General features: G+C 72.9%; 9 protein-coding genes. 4 read left to right on the top strand and 5 right to left on the bottom strand.

Features of this window, described 5'->3' with window-relative positions:
* Positions 1-122: 122 nt before the first annotated feature.
* Together ACTIDRAF_RS0207950 and gltB are read right to left on the bottom strand one after the other, a co-directional pair.
* Entirely contained in the window at positions 123-1,625 is a 1,503-nt protein-coding gene (locus tag ACTIDRAF_RS0207950) for a glutamate synthase subunit beta (protein WP_016698195.1), read from the bottom strand.
* The gene (gene gltB / locus ACTIDRAF_RS0207945; protein WP_016698194.1) at positions 1,618-6,198 is read right to left on the bottom strand and encodes a glutamate synthase large subunit; all 4,581 of its coding nucleotides are present in this window, start codon (positions 6,196-6,198) and stop codon (positions 1,618-1,620) included. The genes ACTIDRAF_RS0207950 and gltB overlap by 8 nt, the downstream gene beginning before the upstream one ends.
* A gap of 657 nt (positions 6,199-6,855) precedes the next feature.
* On the opposite strand from gltB, the gene ACTIDRAF_RS0207940 reads away from it, so the two are divergent.
* The 4 genes from ACTIDRAF_RS0207940 (at position 6,856) to ACTIDRAF_RS0207925 (ending at position 11,323) form a co-directional block, all read left to right on the top strand.
* On the top strand, positions 6,856-7,836 hold the full coding sequence (locus ACTIDRAF_RS0207940) for an ABC transporter substrate-binding protein (RefSeq protein WP_016698193.1): 981 nt from the start codon (positions 6,856-6,858) through the stop codon (positions 7,834-7,836).
* Positions 7,837-7,858: 22 nt separating this feature from the next.
* Positions 7,859-8,920 (top strand): FecCD family ABC transporter permease, encoded by a 1,062-nt coding sequence (locus ACTIDRAF_RS0207935; RefSeq protein ID WP_052168749.1) that lies wholly within the window; start codon positions 7,859-7,861, stop codon positions 8,918-8,920.
* The gene (locus ACTIDRAF_RS0207930) at positions 8,917-9,711 is read left to right on the top strand and encodes an ABC transporter ATP-binding protein (RefSeq protein ID WP_016698191.1); all 795 of its coding nucleotides are present in this window, start codon (positions 8,917-8,919) and stop codon (positions 9,709-9,711) included. The genes ACTIDRAF_RS0207935 and ACTIDRAF_RS0207930 overlap by 4 nt, the downstream gene beginning before the upstream one ends.
* Before the next feature lie 250 nt (positions 9,712-9,961).
* On the top strand, positions 9,962-11,323 hold the full coding sequence (locus ACTIDRAF_RS0207925; RefSeq protein ID WP_026065888.1) for an NAD(P)/FAD-dependent oxidoreductase: 1,362 nt from the start codon (positions 9,962-9,964) through the stop codon (positions 11,321-11,323).
* A 233-nt stretch (positions 11,324-11,556) separates the two neighbouring features.
* Here ACTIDRAF_RS0207925 and ACTIDRAF_RS0207920 read toward each other — a convergent pair whose 3' ends face one another.
* Genes ACTIDRAF_RS0207920 through ACTIDRAF_RS0207910 form a run of 3 tightly spaced genes read right to left on the bottom strand, consistent with a single transcriptional unit; the run spans position 11,557 to position 13,872 of the window.
* Positions 11,557-12,363 carry a pseudouridine synthase gene (locus ACTIDRAF_RS0207920; RefSeq protein ID WP_016698189.1) on the bottom strand — a complete coding sequence of 269 codons (807 nt, stop codon included), beginning with the start codon at positions 12,361-12,363 and terminating at the stop codon, positions 11,557-11,559.
* Positions 12,353-13,027 (bottom strand): SMC-Scp complex subunit ScpB, encoded by a 675-nt coding sequence (gene scpB, locus ACTIDRAF_RS0207915; protein ID WP_016698188.1) that lies wholly within the window; start codon positions 13,025-13,027, stop codon positions 12,353-12,355. Before scpB ends, ACTIDRAF_RS0207920 begins: the two co-directional genes overlap by 11 nt.
* Positions 13,024-13,872 carry a segregation and condensation protein A gene (locus tag ACTIDRAF_RS0207910; protein WP_026065886.1) on the bottom strand — a complete coding sequence of 283 codons (849 nt, stop codon included), beginning with the start codon at positions 13,870-13,872 and terminating at the stop codon, positions 13,024-13,026. The genes scpB and ACTIDRAF_RS0207910 overlap by 4 nt, the downstream gene beginning before the upstream one ends.
* Between the last annotated feature and the right edge of the window lie 127 nt (positions 13,873-13,999).

Raw genomic sequence — 13,999 nt, 5'->3', positions numbered from 1 at the left:
AAAAAGGGGGACGGCTCCCGTGGGAGCCGTCCCCCGTCGCCCCGGCCGGCGGCACGCCGTTGTGCGCCGACCAGAAGTCGAACGGCCGTCCGTCGACGGCCTGCCCAGCCCGGAGGGTCCGGTCAGACCACCGCGAGCGGCAGGGCCGTCGGGTGGACCGGGGCGGGCAGCTGCGACCCGCCCGTCAGGTGGGCGTCGACGGCCGCGGCCACCGAACGCCCCTCGGCGATCGCCCACACCACCAGCGAGGCACCCCGGTGCGCGTCGCCGCAGACGAAGACGCCCGGCTGGCTGGTCTGCCAGTCCGCCCCGCACCCGATGACCCCGCGCGGGGACAGGGCCAGGCCGAGGCCGTCGAGCAGGGGCATCCGCTCGACCCCCTCGAAACCGATCGCGAACAACGCGAGGTCGCAGGGGAACTCCTCGACCTCGTCCCCGACGGGCACCACCTGTCGCCGGCCGTTGGCGTCGCGTTCGACCCGGACCTGGCGCAGGCGGACCGCCCGCACGTGCCCGTCCTCGTCCCCGACGAACTCCTCGACGGCGACCTCGTACCGCCGCTCGCCACCCTCGTCGTGGGCCGGGTAGGTGCGCAGGATCAACGGCCAGGTCGGCCACGGACTCCGCTCCTCGTCCCGCTCGCCCGGCGGCTCCGGGTACTGGTCGAGTTGGAGGACGCTCGCCGCGCCCTGCCGGTGCGCGGTGCCGAGGCAGTCGGCTCCGGTGTCGCCACCGCCGATGATGACGACGTGCTTCCCGGCGGCGGTGATCGCGGCCGGGCCGTCACCCTCGCACTCGCGGTTGGCCTGCACCAGGTGCTCCATCGCCAGGTGCACCCCGGTCAGCTCCCGCCCGGGGACCTCGGCGTCGCGGCCACGCAGGGCACCGACCGCCAGCACCACCGCGTCGTGCCGGGACCGCAGCTGGTCCACCTCGAGGTCCACGCCGACCTCGCAGCCGGTCACGAACCGGGTTCCCTCGGCGCGCATCTGCACGAGCCGCCGGTCGAGGACCTTCTTCTCCATCTTGAACTCGGGGATTCCGTACCGGAGCAGCCCCCCGAGCCGGTCGTCCCGTTCGTAGACGGTGACCTCGTGCCCCGCCCGCGTCAGCTGCTGGGCCGCCGCGAGCCCCGCCGGGCCGGACCCGACCACCGCCACCGAGCGGCCCGTGGGAGCGGTGGCCGTCACCGGCACCACACTGCCCCGTTCCCAACCGATGTCGGCGATGGTCTGCTCGACCCGCTTGATGGCGACAGCGCCACCGGCCCTCGGGGAGAGCGCGACGACGCAACCGGCCTCGCACGGAGCCGGGCAGAGCCGGCCGGTGAACTCCGGGAAGTTGTTCGTGGCGTGCAGGCGCTCGCCCGCCTCGTCCCAGCGTCCCCGCCGCACGAGGTCGTTCCACTCCGGGATCAGGTTGCCCAGCGGGCAGCCGGCGCTGCTGGAGTGGCAGAAGGGAATCCCGCAGTCCATGCAGCGCGCGGCCTGCGTCCGCACCTGCTGGTCGCGCTCCCCGCCGTCGAGCGCTGCGTAGACCTCGTCCCAGTCGCCGAGGCGCTCGTCCACCGGACGCTTCGCCGGCTCCTGCCGGGCGTGCTTGAGGAAGCCGTGCGGGTCAGCCACGGGATGCCTCCATGATCGCCTCGTCCTCGTCACGGCCCTCCGACCGCGCTATCCGCACCGCCTCCATCACCCGCTGGTAGTCGGCGGGCATCACCTTGGTGAACCCCGTGGAGCGCCGTGGCCAGTCGCCCAGCAGCGAGGAGGCCAGGCGGGACCCCGTCAGCTCCTGGTGGCGTTCCACGATGCGGCGCAACCACCGCAGGTCCTCGGCGTCGGGGCGTTGGAGCCGCACCATGTCCTGGTTGACCCGCACCGGATCGAGATCGAGGACGTAGGCGATGCCCCCGGACATGCCCGCGGCGAGGTTGCGCCCGGTGGGACCGAGCACGACGGCGCGACCACCGGTCATGTACTCGAACGCGTGGTCACCCACGCCCTCGGCCACCGCGACCGCACCGGAGTTGCGGACGCAGAACCGTTCCCCGACCTGACCGCGCAGGAAGATCTCGCCGCTGGTGGCGCCGTACCCGATCACGTTGCCGGCGATCACCTGGTCCTCGGCGACGAACGGGGCGTCGGGGTGCGGGCGGACGACGATCCGCCCACCCGAGAGCCCCTTGCCCACGTAGTCGTTGGCGTCGCCGACCATCTCCAGCGCGACGCCGCGCGGGAGGAACGCCCCCAGCGACTGCCCGGCGGAGCCGGTGAGGGTCACCGAGATGGTGCCCTCCGGCAGGCCGTCACCGCCGTAGCGGCGGGTCACCTCGGAGCCCAGCAGCGTGCCCACCGTCCGGTTGACGTTGCGGACCGGCAGTTCGAGGTGCACGGCGTGGGCGTCCTCCAGCGCCGCCTCGGCGAGCTGGATGAGCGTGCGGTCCAGCGCGTGCTCCAGCCCGTGGTCCTGCGCCCGGACCCGGCGCCGGGCGGCCCCGTAGGGGGCGGTCCCGTCGCGCACCCCGGCGGGAACGTTCAGCACCGGCGAGAGGTCCAGGCCCCGGCTCTTCCAGTGCTCGACGGCCTCGTCGGTGTCGAGCACCTCCGCGTGGCCGATCGCCTCGTCCAGGGTGCGGAACCCGAGGGCGGCCAAGTGCTCACGCACCTCCTCGGCGACGAAGTGGAAGAAGTTCTCCACGAACTCGGGCTTGCCGGTGTACCGGCGGCGCAACTCCGGGTTCTGGGTCGCGATGCCGACCGGGCAGGTGTCCAGGTGGCACACCCGCATCATCACGCAGCCGGCGACCACCAGCGGGGCGGTGGCGAACCCGTACTCCTCCGCCCCCAGCAGCGCGGCGACCACCACGTCACGCCCGGTCTTCATCGCGCCGTCCACCTGCACGGTGATCCGGTCGCGCAGCCCGTTGAGCAGCAGCGTCTGCTGCGCCTCCGCCAGACCGATCTCCCAGGGCGTGCCCGCGTGCTTGAGGGAGGTCAGGGCCGCCGCGCCCGTTCCTCCGTCGTGGCCGGAGATCAGCACCACGTCGGCGTGGGCCTTGGCGACCCCGGCGGCGACGGTGCCGACACCGACCTCGCTGACGAGCTTGACGTGGATCCTGGCCCGCTCGTTGGCGTTCTTCAGGTCGTGGATCAGCTGGGCGAGGTCCTCGATCGAGTAGATGTCGTGGTGCGGTGGTGGGGAGATCAGGCCGACCCCGGGCGTGGAGTGCCGGGTGCGGGCGATCCACGGGTACACCTTGTACCCCGGGAGCTGCCCGCCCTCGCCCGGCTTCGCGCCCTGCGCCATCTTGATCTGGATGTCGCTGGCGTTGACCAGGTACTCGCTGGTGACACCGAACCGGCCGGAGGCGACCTGCTTGATCGCCGACCGGCGTTCCGGGTCGTAGAGCCGCTCGGCGTCCTCGCCGCCCTCCCCGCTGTTGGACCGGCCGCCCAGCCGGTTCATCGCGATCGCGAGGGTCTCGTGGGACTCCTGGGAGATGGACCCGTAGGACATCGCGCCGGTGTTGAACCGCTTGACGATCTCCGAAGCGGGCTCGACCTCGTCCAGCGGAACCGGCGCGCGCTCCTCGGAGCGGAACCGGAACAGCCCGCGCAGCGTCCCACCGGCCCGGCTGAGCCGGTCCACCTCCTCGGTGTACCTGCGGTACACCTCGGCCTGCCGGGTGCGGGTGGCGTGCTGGAGCAGGAACACCGTCTCCGGGGAGAAGAGGTGCAGTTCGCCCTCCCGGCGGTACGCGTACTCGCCCCCCACCTCGAGCCGCCGGTGGGCCCGGTCGGTCGGGTTCTCCGGGTAGGCGCGGCGGTGCCGGACGGCGACCTCCTCGGCCAGCACGTCCAGGTCGACCCCGCCGAGCCGGGACTCAGTGCCGCTGAAGTACTCGGAGACGACCTCCCGGTCCAGGCCGACCGCCTCGAAGACCTGCGCGGCCGTGTACGCGCCGACGGTCGAGATGCCCATCTTCGACATCACCTTCAGCACGCCCTTGACCAGCGCCCGGACGTAGTTGGTGACCGCCCGGTGCGGCTCGATGCCGGTGATCTCCCCGGTGGCCACCATGTCCTCGATCGTCTCGAAGGCGAGGTAGGGGTTGACCGCGGCGGCGCCGAAGCCGAGCAGCAGCGCGATGTGGTGGACCTCGCGGGCGTCACCGGTCTCCACGACGAGGGCGACCTTGAGCCGCTCCTTGGTGCGCACCAGGTGGTGGTGGACGGCGGAGACGAGCAGCAGCGCGGGAATCGGCGCGTGGTCGTGGTCGGAGTCCCGGTCGGAGAGCACCAGGACGCGGGCCCCGGCGGCGATCGCCTCGGACGCTTCCTTCCGCACCCGCTCGACCGCGGCGGCGAGGGCCTGCCCACCTCCGGTGACCTCGTACAGCCCGGAGAGGACGGTGCAGGAGAAGCCGGGGAGGTCACCGTCGTCGTTGATGTGGATGAGCTTGGCGAGCTCGTCGTTGTCGATGACCGGGTGCGGCAGCACCACGTGGCGGCAGGAGGGCGGCGAGGGGTCGAGCAGGTTGTGCTCCGGACCCATCACCCGGGCGACGGAGGTGACGACCTCCTCGCGGATGGCGTCCAACGGCGGGTTGGTCACCTGGGCGAAGTGCTGCACGAAGTAGTCGTAGAGCATCCGGGAACGCTGGGAGAGCCCGGCGACCGGGGTGTCGGAGCCCATCGAGCCGAGGGGCTCCGCGCCGGACACCGCCATCGGGGTGAGCAGCACCCGCAGCTCCTCCTCGGTGTAACCGAAGGTGAGCTGTCGGCGGACCACCGAGTCGTGGCTCTGCACGACGTGGTCACGGTCGGGCAGGTCGGCCAACGCCAACAACCCCGCGTGCAGCCACTCGTCGTATGGCCGTTCGGCCGCCAGTTGGTCCTTGATCTCCGCGTCGTCGACGATGCGCCCCTCGGCGGTGTCGACGAGGAACATGCGGCCCGGCCGCAGCCTGCCCTTGGCGACCACCTGGTCGGGCGGCAGGTCGAGGACACCGGTCTCGCTGGCCAGCACGACGCGGTTGTCGGTGGTGCGCCACCAGCGGGCGGGCCGGAGGCCGTTGCGGTCGAGGACCGCGCCGACGAGGGTGCCGTCGGTGAAGGTGACGCAGGCCGGCCCGTCCCACGGCTCCATGAGGCTGGCGTGGAACTGGTAGAAGGCACGACGCCGGGGGTCCATGGTGGCGTGGTTCTCCCACGCCTCGGGCACCATCATCATCACGGCGTGCGGCAGGCTGCGACCCCCCAGGTGCAGCAGCTCGAGCACCTCGTCGAAGGAGGCCGAGTCGGAGCCGTCCTCGGTGCAGATCGGGTACAGCCGCTCGAAGTCGCCCTCGATGATGTCCGAGGCCAGCAGGGCCTCCCGCGCGCGCATCCGGTTGCGGTTGCCGCGGATGGTGTTGATCTCACCGTTGTGGGCGACGTAGCGGAAGGGGTGGGCCAGCGGCCAGGACGGGAAGGTGTTGGTGGAGAACCGGCTGTGCACCAACGCGATGGCACTGGTCAGCCGCGGATCCCGGAGATCGGGGAAGAAGGCCGGCAGCTGTTCGGTGGTCAGCATGCCCTTGTAGACCAGGGTGCGCGCGGACAGGGAGGGGAAGTACGCCCCGTAGCCCTCCTCGCGGCTGATCCGCTCCACGCGCCGGCGCAGGCAGAAGGTCCGCCGGTCCAGCTCGATCCCGGCCGGTGGGTTGGCCGCCTCGGTTCCCGCGACCACCAGCATCGCGAAGTGCGGCATGCAGGACCGGGCGCTGGGCCCGACGTCCGCGCCGTCCGGGTCGACGGGCACGTCCCGCCATCCCAGCACGCGCAGCCGCTCCTCCTCGGCGATCCGCTCCACCAGGCCGACGGCCCGTTCCCGCTCCTCCTCGTCGCTGGGGAGGAAGGCGACCCCGGCGGCGTAGGTGTGCCGCCCCCGGTCGTCGGGCGCGGGCAGGTCGAGGCCGGTCACGGCGCGCAGGAACGCGTCGGGGAGCTGCACCAGGATCCCGGCGCCATCGCCGCTGGAGGGCTCCGCGCCGGCGGCGCCCCGGTGCTCCAGGTTGGCCAGGGCGGTGAGCGCATCGGCGACGATGCCGTGCGACGACCGTCCTTCCACGTCGGCGACCATCGCGACACCGCAGCTGTCGCGTTCGTCCTCCGGACGATAGAGCCCCGTAGCGCCGGGGGTGGTGGAGAAGATCACGGGCAGACCTCCCTCATCGTCCTACGAACTTGAATCCTCAAGTTTCAGGCTTGGGTTCGACGGGACGACGATGGCCCGCTCACTACACCCGGAAGATGACACGGGCGTTTCATTCATGTGGCCCTAACAGTAACCTCATCATCCCTACCGACCGCAAGAGTGAAGTTCGCTGTGTCGGGTAACGATTTCACCGGCAACAGCGATAGACGAGGTTGATACCCGCAGCGGCGCGGAGAGGTCTCGCACCTCGACAATACCTGGCCAGCCCGCTCGGCCGGCGATTCCGGGCGCGGCTCCCGCCATCCGGGCGCCCCGCCCGGTCCCGAGGTGAACGGATTCACTCCGCGTTCACCAACGACCACCCGCCGGTGGTAGCCGGCCTGCTCCGTTCGGGCGCCCGCTGTTCACCGGATCCGTTCAAGCCGTTCTGGTACGGTGCCGCTGCCGGCCGACCAGGGGCCGGCGGCGTGTGTGGCAGCGAAGTCCGGTGGGAGTCCGGCGCTATGCCGCAACTGTCATGGCCCCCACAGGTCGAGCCAGGCCGCCTGCCACTCCACGCGACGTCACCACTCCCGGCACAGGGGTGGAGTGTCGTCCGCACCTCCCGGTCCGGCGGGTCGGCCGCCTCCCCGTGTCGGCCGAACCCAAGGATCAGGTGTGAACCTCCGATCTCGTCTGGCGGCACTGCCCGCACTGTCCCTCATCGGGGTCGCCGCCCTCGCAGGCTGCGCCAACCGGGAGGAGGCCGCCGACCCGTCGGCCGCCACCGCCACCCAGCAGACCCCCGCCACCCAGGACACCACCGAGGCGGGATTCCCGGTCGAGGTGACCCTGGGAGACACCGAGCCGGTCACCATCGACCAGCGCCCGACCAGCATCGTGTCGCTGACCCCCACGGCCACCGAGATGCTGTTCGCGATCGGCGCCGGGGACTCCGTCGTCGCGGCCGACACCTACTCCGACTACCCGCCGGAGGCCCCGACCACCGAACTCGACGGCATCAGCCCGAACATCGAGGCCGTCAGCGAGTACCAGCCCGACCTGGTCATCTCCTCCGGTGACTCCCAGGAACTGCTGGACGCCATGGCCGCCATCGACGTGCCGGTCCTCGTCGTCGGGACCGCCGGTGACCTGGAGGACAGCTACCAGCAGCTCGTCGCCCTCGGGGAGGCCACCGGGAACCAGGAGGCCGCCGAGGCGCTCGTGGCGGACATGCGGGCCGAGATCGACCAGATCGTCACCTCGACCGAGACCCCCGAGGAACCGCTGACCTACTACCACGAGCTCGACCAGACCTTCTACTCCATCACCTCCGGCACCTTCGCCGGCCAGGTCTACGACCTGTTCGGCCTGGAGAACATCGCCGACGCGGCGGACGGCGGCGACTACCCGCAGCTCAGCCCCGAGTTCATCCTGGAGGCCGACCCCGACCTCATCTTCCTGGCCGACACCAAGTGCTGCGGCCAGTCGGCCCAGACCGTCGCCGAGCGGCCCGGCTGGGACACCCTCTCCGCCGTCCAGGAGGACGGGATCATCGAGCTCGACGACGACCTCGCCTCCCGCTGGGGCCCCCGGGTCGTCGAGTTCGCGGAGGCCGTGGGCGCCGCCGTCAACGACGTCACCGCGCGGACGAGCTGACCGGACGCCCGTGCCCCCCACCCTGCGGTCCGGCCGGGGATCCCCGGCCGGACCCGCCCCCGCTCCCCGCGCGACCCGGCTCCGGGTCCGCCACCTCGCCCTCGCCCTCGCGCTGCTGCTCGCCGTGACGGTGTTCTCCGTCCTCCTCGGCGCCGCCGACCTCGGATGGCAGCGGGTCCTCGGTGAACTGGTGGCGCAGGTGACCGGGGGGACCTCGCCGCTCTCCGAGCGGGAGGCGGCCATCCTCTGGCAGCTGCGCGTCCCCCGCGTGGTGCTCGCCTGCCTGGTAGGAGCGGCCCTCGCGGTCTCCGGCGCCGCCTTCCAGGGCGTGTTCCGCAACCCGCTCGCCGACCCGTACCTGCTGGGAGCCGCGGCCGGCGCCGGTTTGGCGGCGACCATCGTCGTGGCGGCCGCCCCCGGCACCCTGGACTGGGTGATCGGCCCGCTCCAGGTGGCGGCCTTCTGCGGCGCCCTGTCCGGAGTCGTCCTCAGCTGGGTGCTCGGACGCACCGCCGGTCACGGCACCGGCACCCTGATCCTGGCCGGCGTGGCCGTCTCGGCCTTCCTCACCGCCGGCCAGACCTTCGTCCAACAACTGAACACCGACTCACTCCGGCAGATCTACTCGTGGGTGCTCGGGGGCCTGACGACCACCGGCTGGCGGGAGGTGCTGCTGGTCCTGCCCTACGTGGTTGCCGCCTCCTCGGTGCTGTGCCTGTGCGCCCGGCTCCTCGACGTCCTCGGGGTGGGCGACGAGGAGGCGACCGCCCTCGGCGTGCGCCCCGGGCGGGTGCGCCTGGCCGTGCTCCTCGCCGCGTCGCTGGCCACCGCCGCCGCCGTCTCCGCCGCCGGGCTGATCGGCTTCGTCGGCATCGTCGTCCCCCACCTGGTGCGGCTCCTCGTCGCCGGCAGCTACCGGGTGGTGGTACCCCTGTCCCTGGTGGGAGGCGCGATCTTCCTCGCAGCCGCCGACATGATCGCCCGCACGGCGATGTCCCCGGCCGAACTCCCGATCGGCGTCGTCACCGCCTTCGCCGGCGCCCCCTTCTTCGTCCTCGTCCTCCGCACGAGGGGGCGGGCGTGAACGCGCTGCGGGCCAGCGCCGTCACCGCCGGGTACCGGGGACGACCCGTGCTGCGGGCCGTCGACGCCGAGGTGCCCACCGGCGGGTGGCTCGGGGTCATCGGCCCCAACGGTGCCGGCAAGTCCACGCTGATCAGGACCCTGGCCGGGCTGCTCCCCCACCAGGGGACGGTGACCGTGGACGGCGCGCCGATCGAGGGTCTGCGCCCCCGGCAGCGGGCCCGCGTCCTCGGGTACGCGCCGCAGACCCCGGAACTCCCGACCGGTCTCACCGTCACCGACTACGTGCTGCTGGGCCGCTCGCCCTACCTGGCGCCCCTGGGACGCGAGGGGCGCTCCGACCTCCGCGTGGTCGCCGAGGTCCTGGCCAGGCTGGACCTCGCCGGGCTGGCCACCCGGCCACTGGCCACCCTTTCCGGCGGCGAACGCCAACGCGCCGTGCTGGCCCGCGTGCTCGCCCAGCGGCCCCGGGTGCTGCTGCTCGACGAACCCACCACCGGTCTGGACGTCGGCCACGCGCAGGCGCTGCTGGAACTGGTGGACCGGCTCCGCCGGGAGGACGGGGTCACGGTGGTCACCACGCTGCACGACCTGACCCTGGCCGCGCAGTACGCCGACCGGCTGGTCTTCCTCGTCGACGGCGCCGTCACCGCGTCCGGGCCCCCGGACGCGGTGCTCACCGAAGCACGGGTGTCCGAGCACTACCAGGCCTCGGTGGCCGTGCTCAGCTCGGAGGGCAACCGGATCGTGGCGCCCGTCCGCCGCCCCGGGTCCCACGCCACCCCCGGGTGACAGGCCACCGGGAGCCCTCGCCCCGGGACGCGTGCCGGCCCGCCGGCGGAGCTCGGCACGGACGCCGCCCACCGGCAGCCCCCGACCCGCCGACCCTCCCGGCGGGCAGACCCGACCGGGAGCACGCCGACCGCCCCCGTGGCCCGGTCGGACGCTCGTCCAGGCCGCCCGGGACACCCTCCCGGTGCGGGCCGCACCACCTCCCGTGGACGAGTGTGTGGACGGCCACCTCCTGGGTACGTCTCCCTACATGGCACACGGCGCGAAGAACGGCGACTCCCGCCCGAGGATCGTGATCGTCGGCGGCGGCTACGTCGGCCTGAACACCGCCCTCCGACTGGAGGCACGGCTGCGGCACTCCGAGGCGTCGGTGGTCGTGATCGACCAGCAGCCCCACATGACCTACCAACCCTTCCTCCCCGAGGTCGCCGCCGCCTCGGTCGAACCGAGGCACGTCATCGCTCCCCTGCGTTCGATGCTGCGACGGTGCGAGGTCCTCACCGGCCGCGTCGGCGCCATCGACCACCACCGCCGCACGGTGACGGTCACCGACGGCGACGGGGCCACCGAGGAGATCGGCTACGACGTCCTCGCGGTCGCGCCCGGCTCCATCAGCCGCATCCTCCCCATTCCCGGACTCGCCGAACAGGGCATCGGGTTCAAGACCGTCAGCGAGGCCATCTACCTGCGCAACCACGTGCTGTCCCGGCTCGACGCCGCCGCGAGCGCCACCGACACCGCCCGCCGCCGGCGGCTCCTCACCTTCCTCACCGTGGGGGGCGGGTACGCGGGCATCGAGGCGCTCGCCGAGATGGAGGACATGTCCCGGCTCGCCACGCGCGACTACCCGGCGATCGACCCCGCCGAGCTGCGGTGGGTCCTCGTCGAGGCGACCGACCGCATCATGCCGGAAGTCAGCCGCCCGATGGGCGAGTACACCGTCGACCTGCTGCGGGAACGCGGCATCGAGGTGCACCTGGAGACCACGGTCAGCAGCATGGAGGACGGCCACGTGGTGCTGGGGGACGGCACCGAGTTCGACACCGACACCGTCATCTGGACCGCCGGCGTCCGTCCCGACCCGATGTTGGGGGACACGACCCTGCCCCTCGACCAGCGGGGCCGGGTCCGGTGCACCGCCACCCTCCAGGTCGCGGGCGTGCCCGGCGTGTTCGCCGCCGGGGACTGCGCGGCCGTGCCCGACCTCACCAGGATCGACGAGGACCCCGACGCCACCTGCGGTCCCTCCGCCCAGCACGCCGCCCGGCAGGCCCGGCGGCTGGGGGACAACATCGTCGCCACCATCCGGGGGCACCGGCCAGCGGAGTACCGGCACGCCTACATCGGCTCCGTCGCGGGGCTCGGCCTCTACCAGGGCGTCGCCGAGATCTACGGGGTACGGCTGAAGGGACTGCCGGCCTGGTTGGTGCACCGCGCCTACCACCTGGCCAAGATGCCCAGCGTCAACCGGAAGGTGCGGATCGCCTTCGACTGGCTGCTGGCCGCCCTGTTCCGGCGGGAGGCGGTGGCCATCGGCAGCCTCCAGGACCCCCGCTCGGAGTTCCGCCGGGCGGCGGACGCGGCCGGCCGCTGGCAGCGGTCCCACGTCTGAGGCCGCGACTGCCGGCGCACCGGGCGCGGCTGGGCGTTCCGGGCGCGACCCGCGCACCGACGGCGGAGCCGCCCCACCCGACGTGAGCTGGCCGCCACCGGTGACCGGCCTCAGCCCCTCCCCGGTGGCCCGGAACCGGACCGACCGACGGCACCGCCCCCGCCCGGCCCCGCCACCGGGGACCCGCGCCGGCTTCCCCGATCAGCCGGCCAGCGGGCCGACGGCGGAGCCGGTCAGAGTTCCACGGCCTTGTACAGCTCCCCGACCTCCCGGCGGGACACCCGCCGGAGGGTGCCGGGCCGCTGGTCGCCGAGGCGGAGTTCCCCGATCGCCGTGCGCACCAGGCGCCGCACCGGGTGGCCCACCTCGTCGAGGAGCCGGCGCACGATGTGCTTGCGGCCCTCGTGGAGCACGACCTCCACCATCACCCGGTCCGCGTAGGCGTCGACGACCCGGAACGAGTCCGCCTTCGCGATCCCGTCCTCCAGTTCGACCCCGGCGCGCAGTCGGCGCCCGACATCCCGCGCCACCGGTCCCCGCACCTCCGCCCGGTAGGTCTTGAGGACCTCGAAGGAGGGGTGCATCAGGCGGTGCGCCAGTTCCCCGTCGTTGGTCAACAGCAGCAGGCCCTCGGTGTCGGCGTCGAGCCGACCGACGTGGAACAACCGCTCCGGCCGGTCGACCACCAGGTCGCCCACGCACGACCGACCACGGTCGTCGGACATCGTGGAGTGCATGCCACGCGGCTTGTTCAGCGCGAGGTGCACGAGGTCGTCCCGGACGTTGACCCGCAGGCCGTCGACGTGGATCGACACCGTGTCAGGGTCCACCCGCCGGCCCATCTCGGTGACGACCACCCCGTCAACGGTCACCCTGCCCTGGGCGATCAGGTCCTCGGCCGCGCGCCGGGAGGCGACGCCGGCCTTGGACAGCACCTTCTGGAGCCGGATGCCCTCGGGCAGGCCGGCAGGGTCCAGTCCCCTCCGGCCTCGGTCGTCCCCGACCTCGTCGGGACGGCGTGGTGCCTGGTCAGAGCTCATCGATGGAGTCCACCTCGGGTAGCAACGGAGCGATCGGCGGGAGCTGGGACAGCGAGGACAGCCCGAGACGCTCCAGGAACAGCTCGGTGGTCCGGTAGAGCAGACCGCCGGTCTCCGGGTCCGTCCCGGTCTCCTCGACCAACCCCCGAGCCAACAGGGTACGGATGACGCCGTCCACGTTCACCCCGCGTACCGCGGCCACCCGCGACCGCGTCACCGGCTGCCGGTACGCGATCACGGCCAGCGTCTCCAGCGCGGCCCGGGTCAACCGGGACCGCTGCCCGTCCAGCAGGTAGCGCTCCACGTAGGGGGCGAAGACGTCGCGGGTGTAGAACCGCCAGCCCTCCCCCACCCTGCGCAGGTCGATGCCGCTGCCCTGGTCGCGGTACCGCTTGGCCAACCGGTACAGCGCGGCGCGCACCCGACCGATGGGCTGGTCGAGCGTGCTGGCGAGCAGCTGCTCACCGGCCGGAACGTCCACCACCAGCAGGAGCGCCTCCAGGGCGGCCTCCAGGTCCGACTCCCGCCCCAGGTCGGGCCGGTCCTCGGGGCTCTCCGCCTGGCCCCCGCCCTCCCGCGCCACCTCGACCGCCGCTCCGGCGGCACCGGGGGCCGGCCCCGCCGCGACGGAACCCGGCCCGGCCGTCTCCTCCGAAGGCATCACCCGTACTCCTCCTCCTCGCCGTTGGCCCGGTCGGCCTCGGCCGCCGCCCGCGCCTCCTCGACGTCACCGCCGTCCCACCGCACCACCAGCTCCCCCAGCGGCTCCGGCTGTTCGAAGAGGACGACCGCCTCCCGGAACAACTCCAGCAACGCCAGGAAACGCGCCACCACCTCGATCGTCGCCCCGCAGTCCTCGACCAGCTCCGAGAAGCTGGCGCTGCCCCGTTCGGCGAGCCGCAACCGCAGCAGCGCGGCGTGCTCGCGCACCGAGACCTTCGCGACGTGCAGGTGGTCCAGCGACACCGTCGGCGGTGGCTTGGGCCGGAACACGGCGGCCGCCACCTCGGCGAACCGGTTCGCGTCCACCCCGAGCATCACCTCCGGCAGCAGCGCGGCGAAGCGGTCCTCCAACGCCACCGACCGCGGGTACCGGCGCAGCGCCCCGGCCTCCAGCTCGGCGAACAGCGCCGCCACCTGCTTGTACGCCCGGTACTGCAGCAGACGGGCGAACAGCAGGTCACGGGCCTCCAGCAGGGCGAGATCGTCCTCGTCCTCGACCTCGGCCGAGGGCAGCAGACGCGCCGCCTTGAGATCCAACAAGGTGGCGGCGATGACCAGGAACTCGGTGGTCTCGTCGAGGTCCCACTCGTCGCCGAGGGCGCGGATGTGCGCGATGAACTCGTCGGTCACCTCGTGCAACGCCACCTCGGTGACGTCCATCCGGTGCTGCGAGATCAACTGCAGCAACAGGTCGAAGGGTCCCTCGAAGTTGGTCAGGTGGACCGTGAACCGGTTCGCGGGCCTGGCCTCACCGTCGACCGCGGCCGGTCCGCTCGCCGTCGACACCGACGCCGCCTCGTGCCCCGCCTCCGGATCTCCCGCCGCCGCGCCGGGAGACGGCACGGCTCCGACCGCGTCCCCGCTCACCGGGCCCCCTCCCCGCGCGGGTCGACCGGGCGAGGGCCGGCCGCCT

The organism is Actinoalloteichus spitiensis RMV-1378, assembly GCF_000239155.1.
Classification (GTDB): domain Bacteria; phylum Actinomycetota; class Actinomycetes; order Mycobacteriales; family Pseudonocardiaceae; genus Actinoalloteichus_B; species Actinoalloteichus_B spitiensis.
The sequence above is the reverse complement of the archived record's forward strand: the minus strand, read 5'-3'. Positions and strand labels throughout refer to the sequence as shown.

Excerpts from the sequence above, each read along its gene's own strand:
- ACTIDRAF_RS0207925 (WP_026065888.1), top strand. The coding sequence starts at position 9,962 with ATGGCACACGGCGCGAAGAACGGCGACTCCCGCCCGAGGATCGTGATC.
- ACTIDRAF_RS0207920 (WP_016698189.1), bottom strand. The coding sequence starts at position 12,363 with ATGAGCTCTGACCAGGCACCACGCCGTCCCGACGAGGTCGGGGACGAC.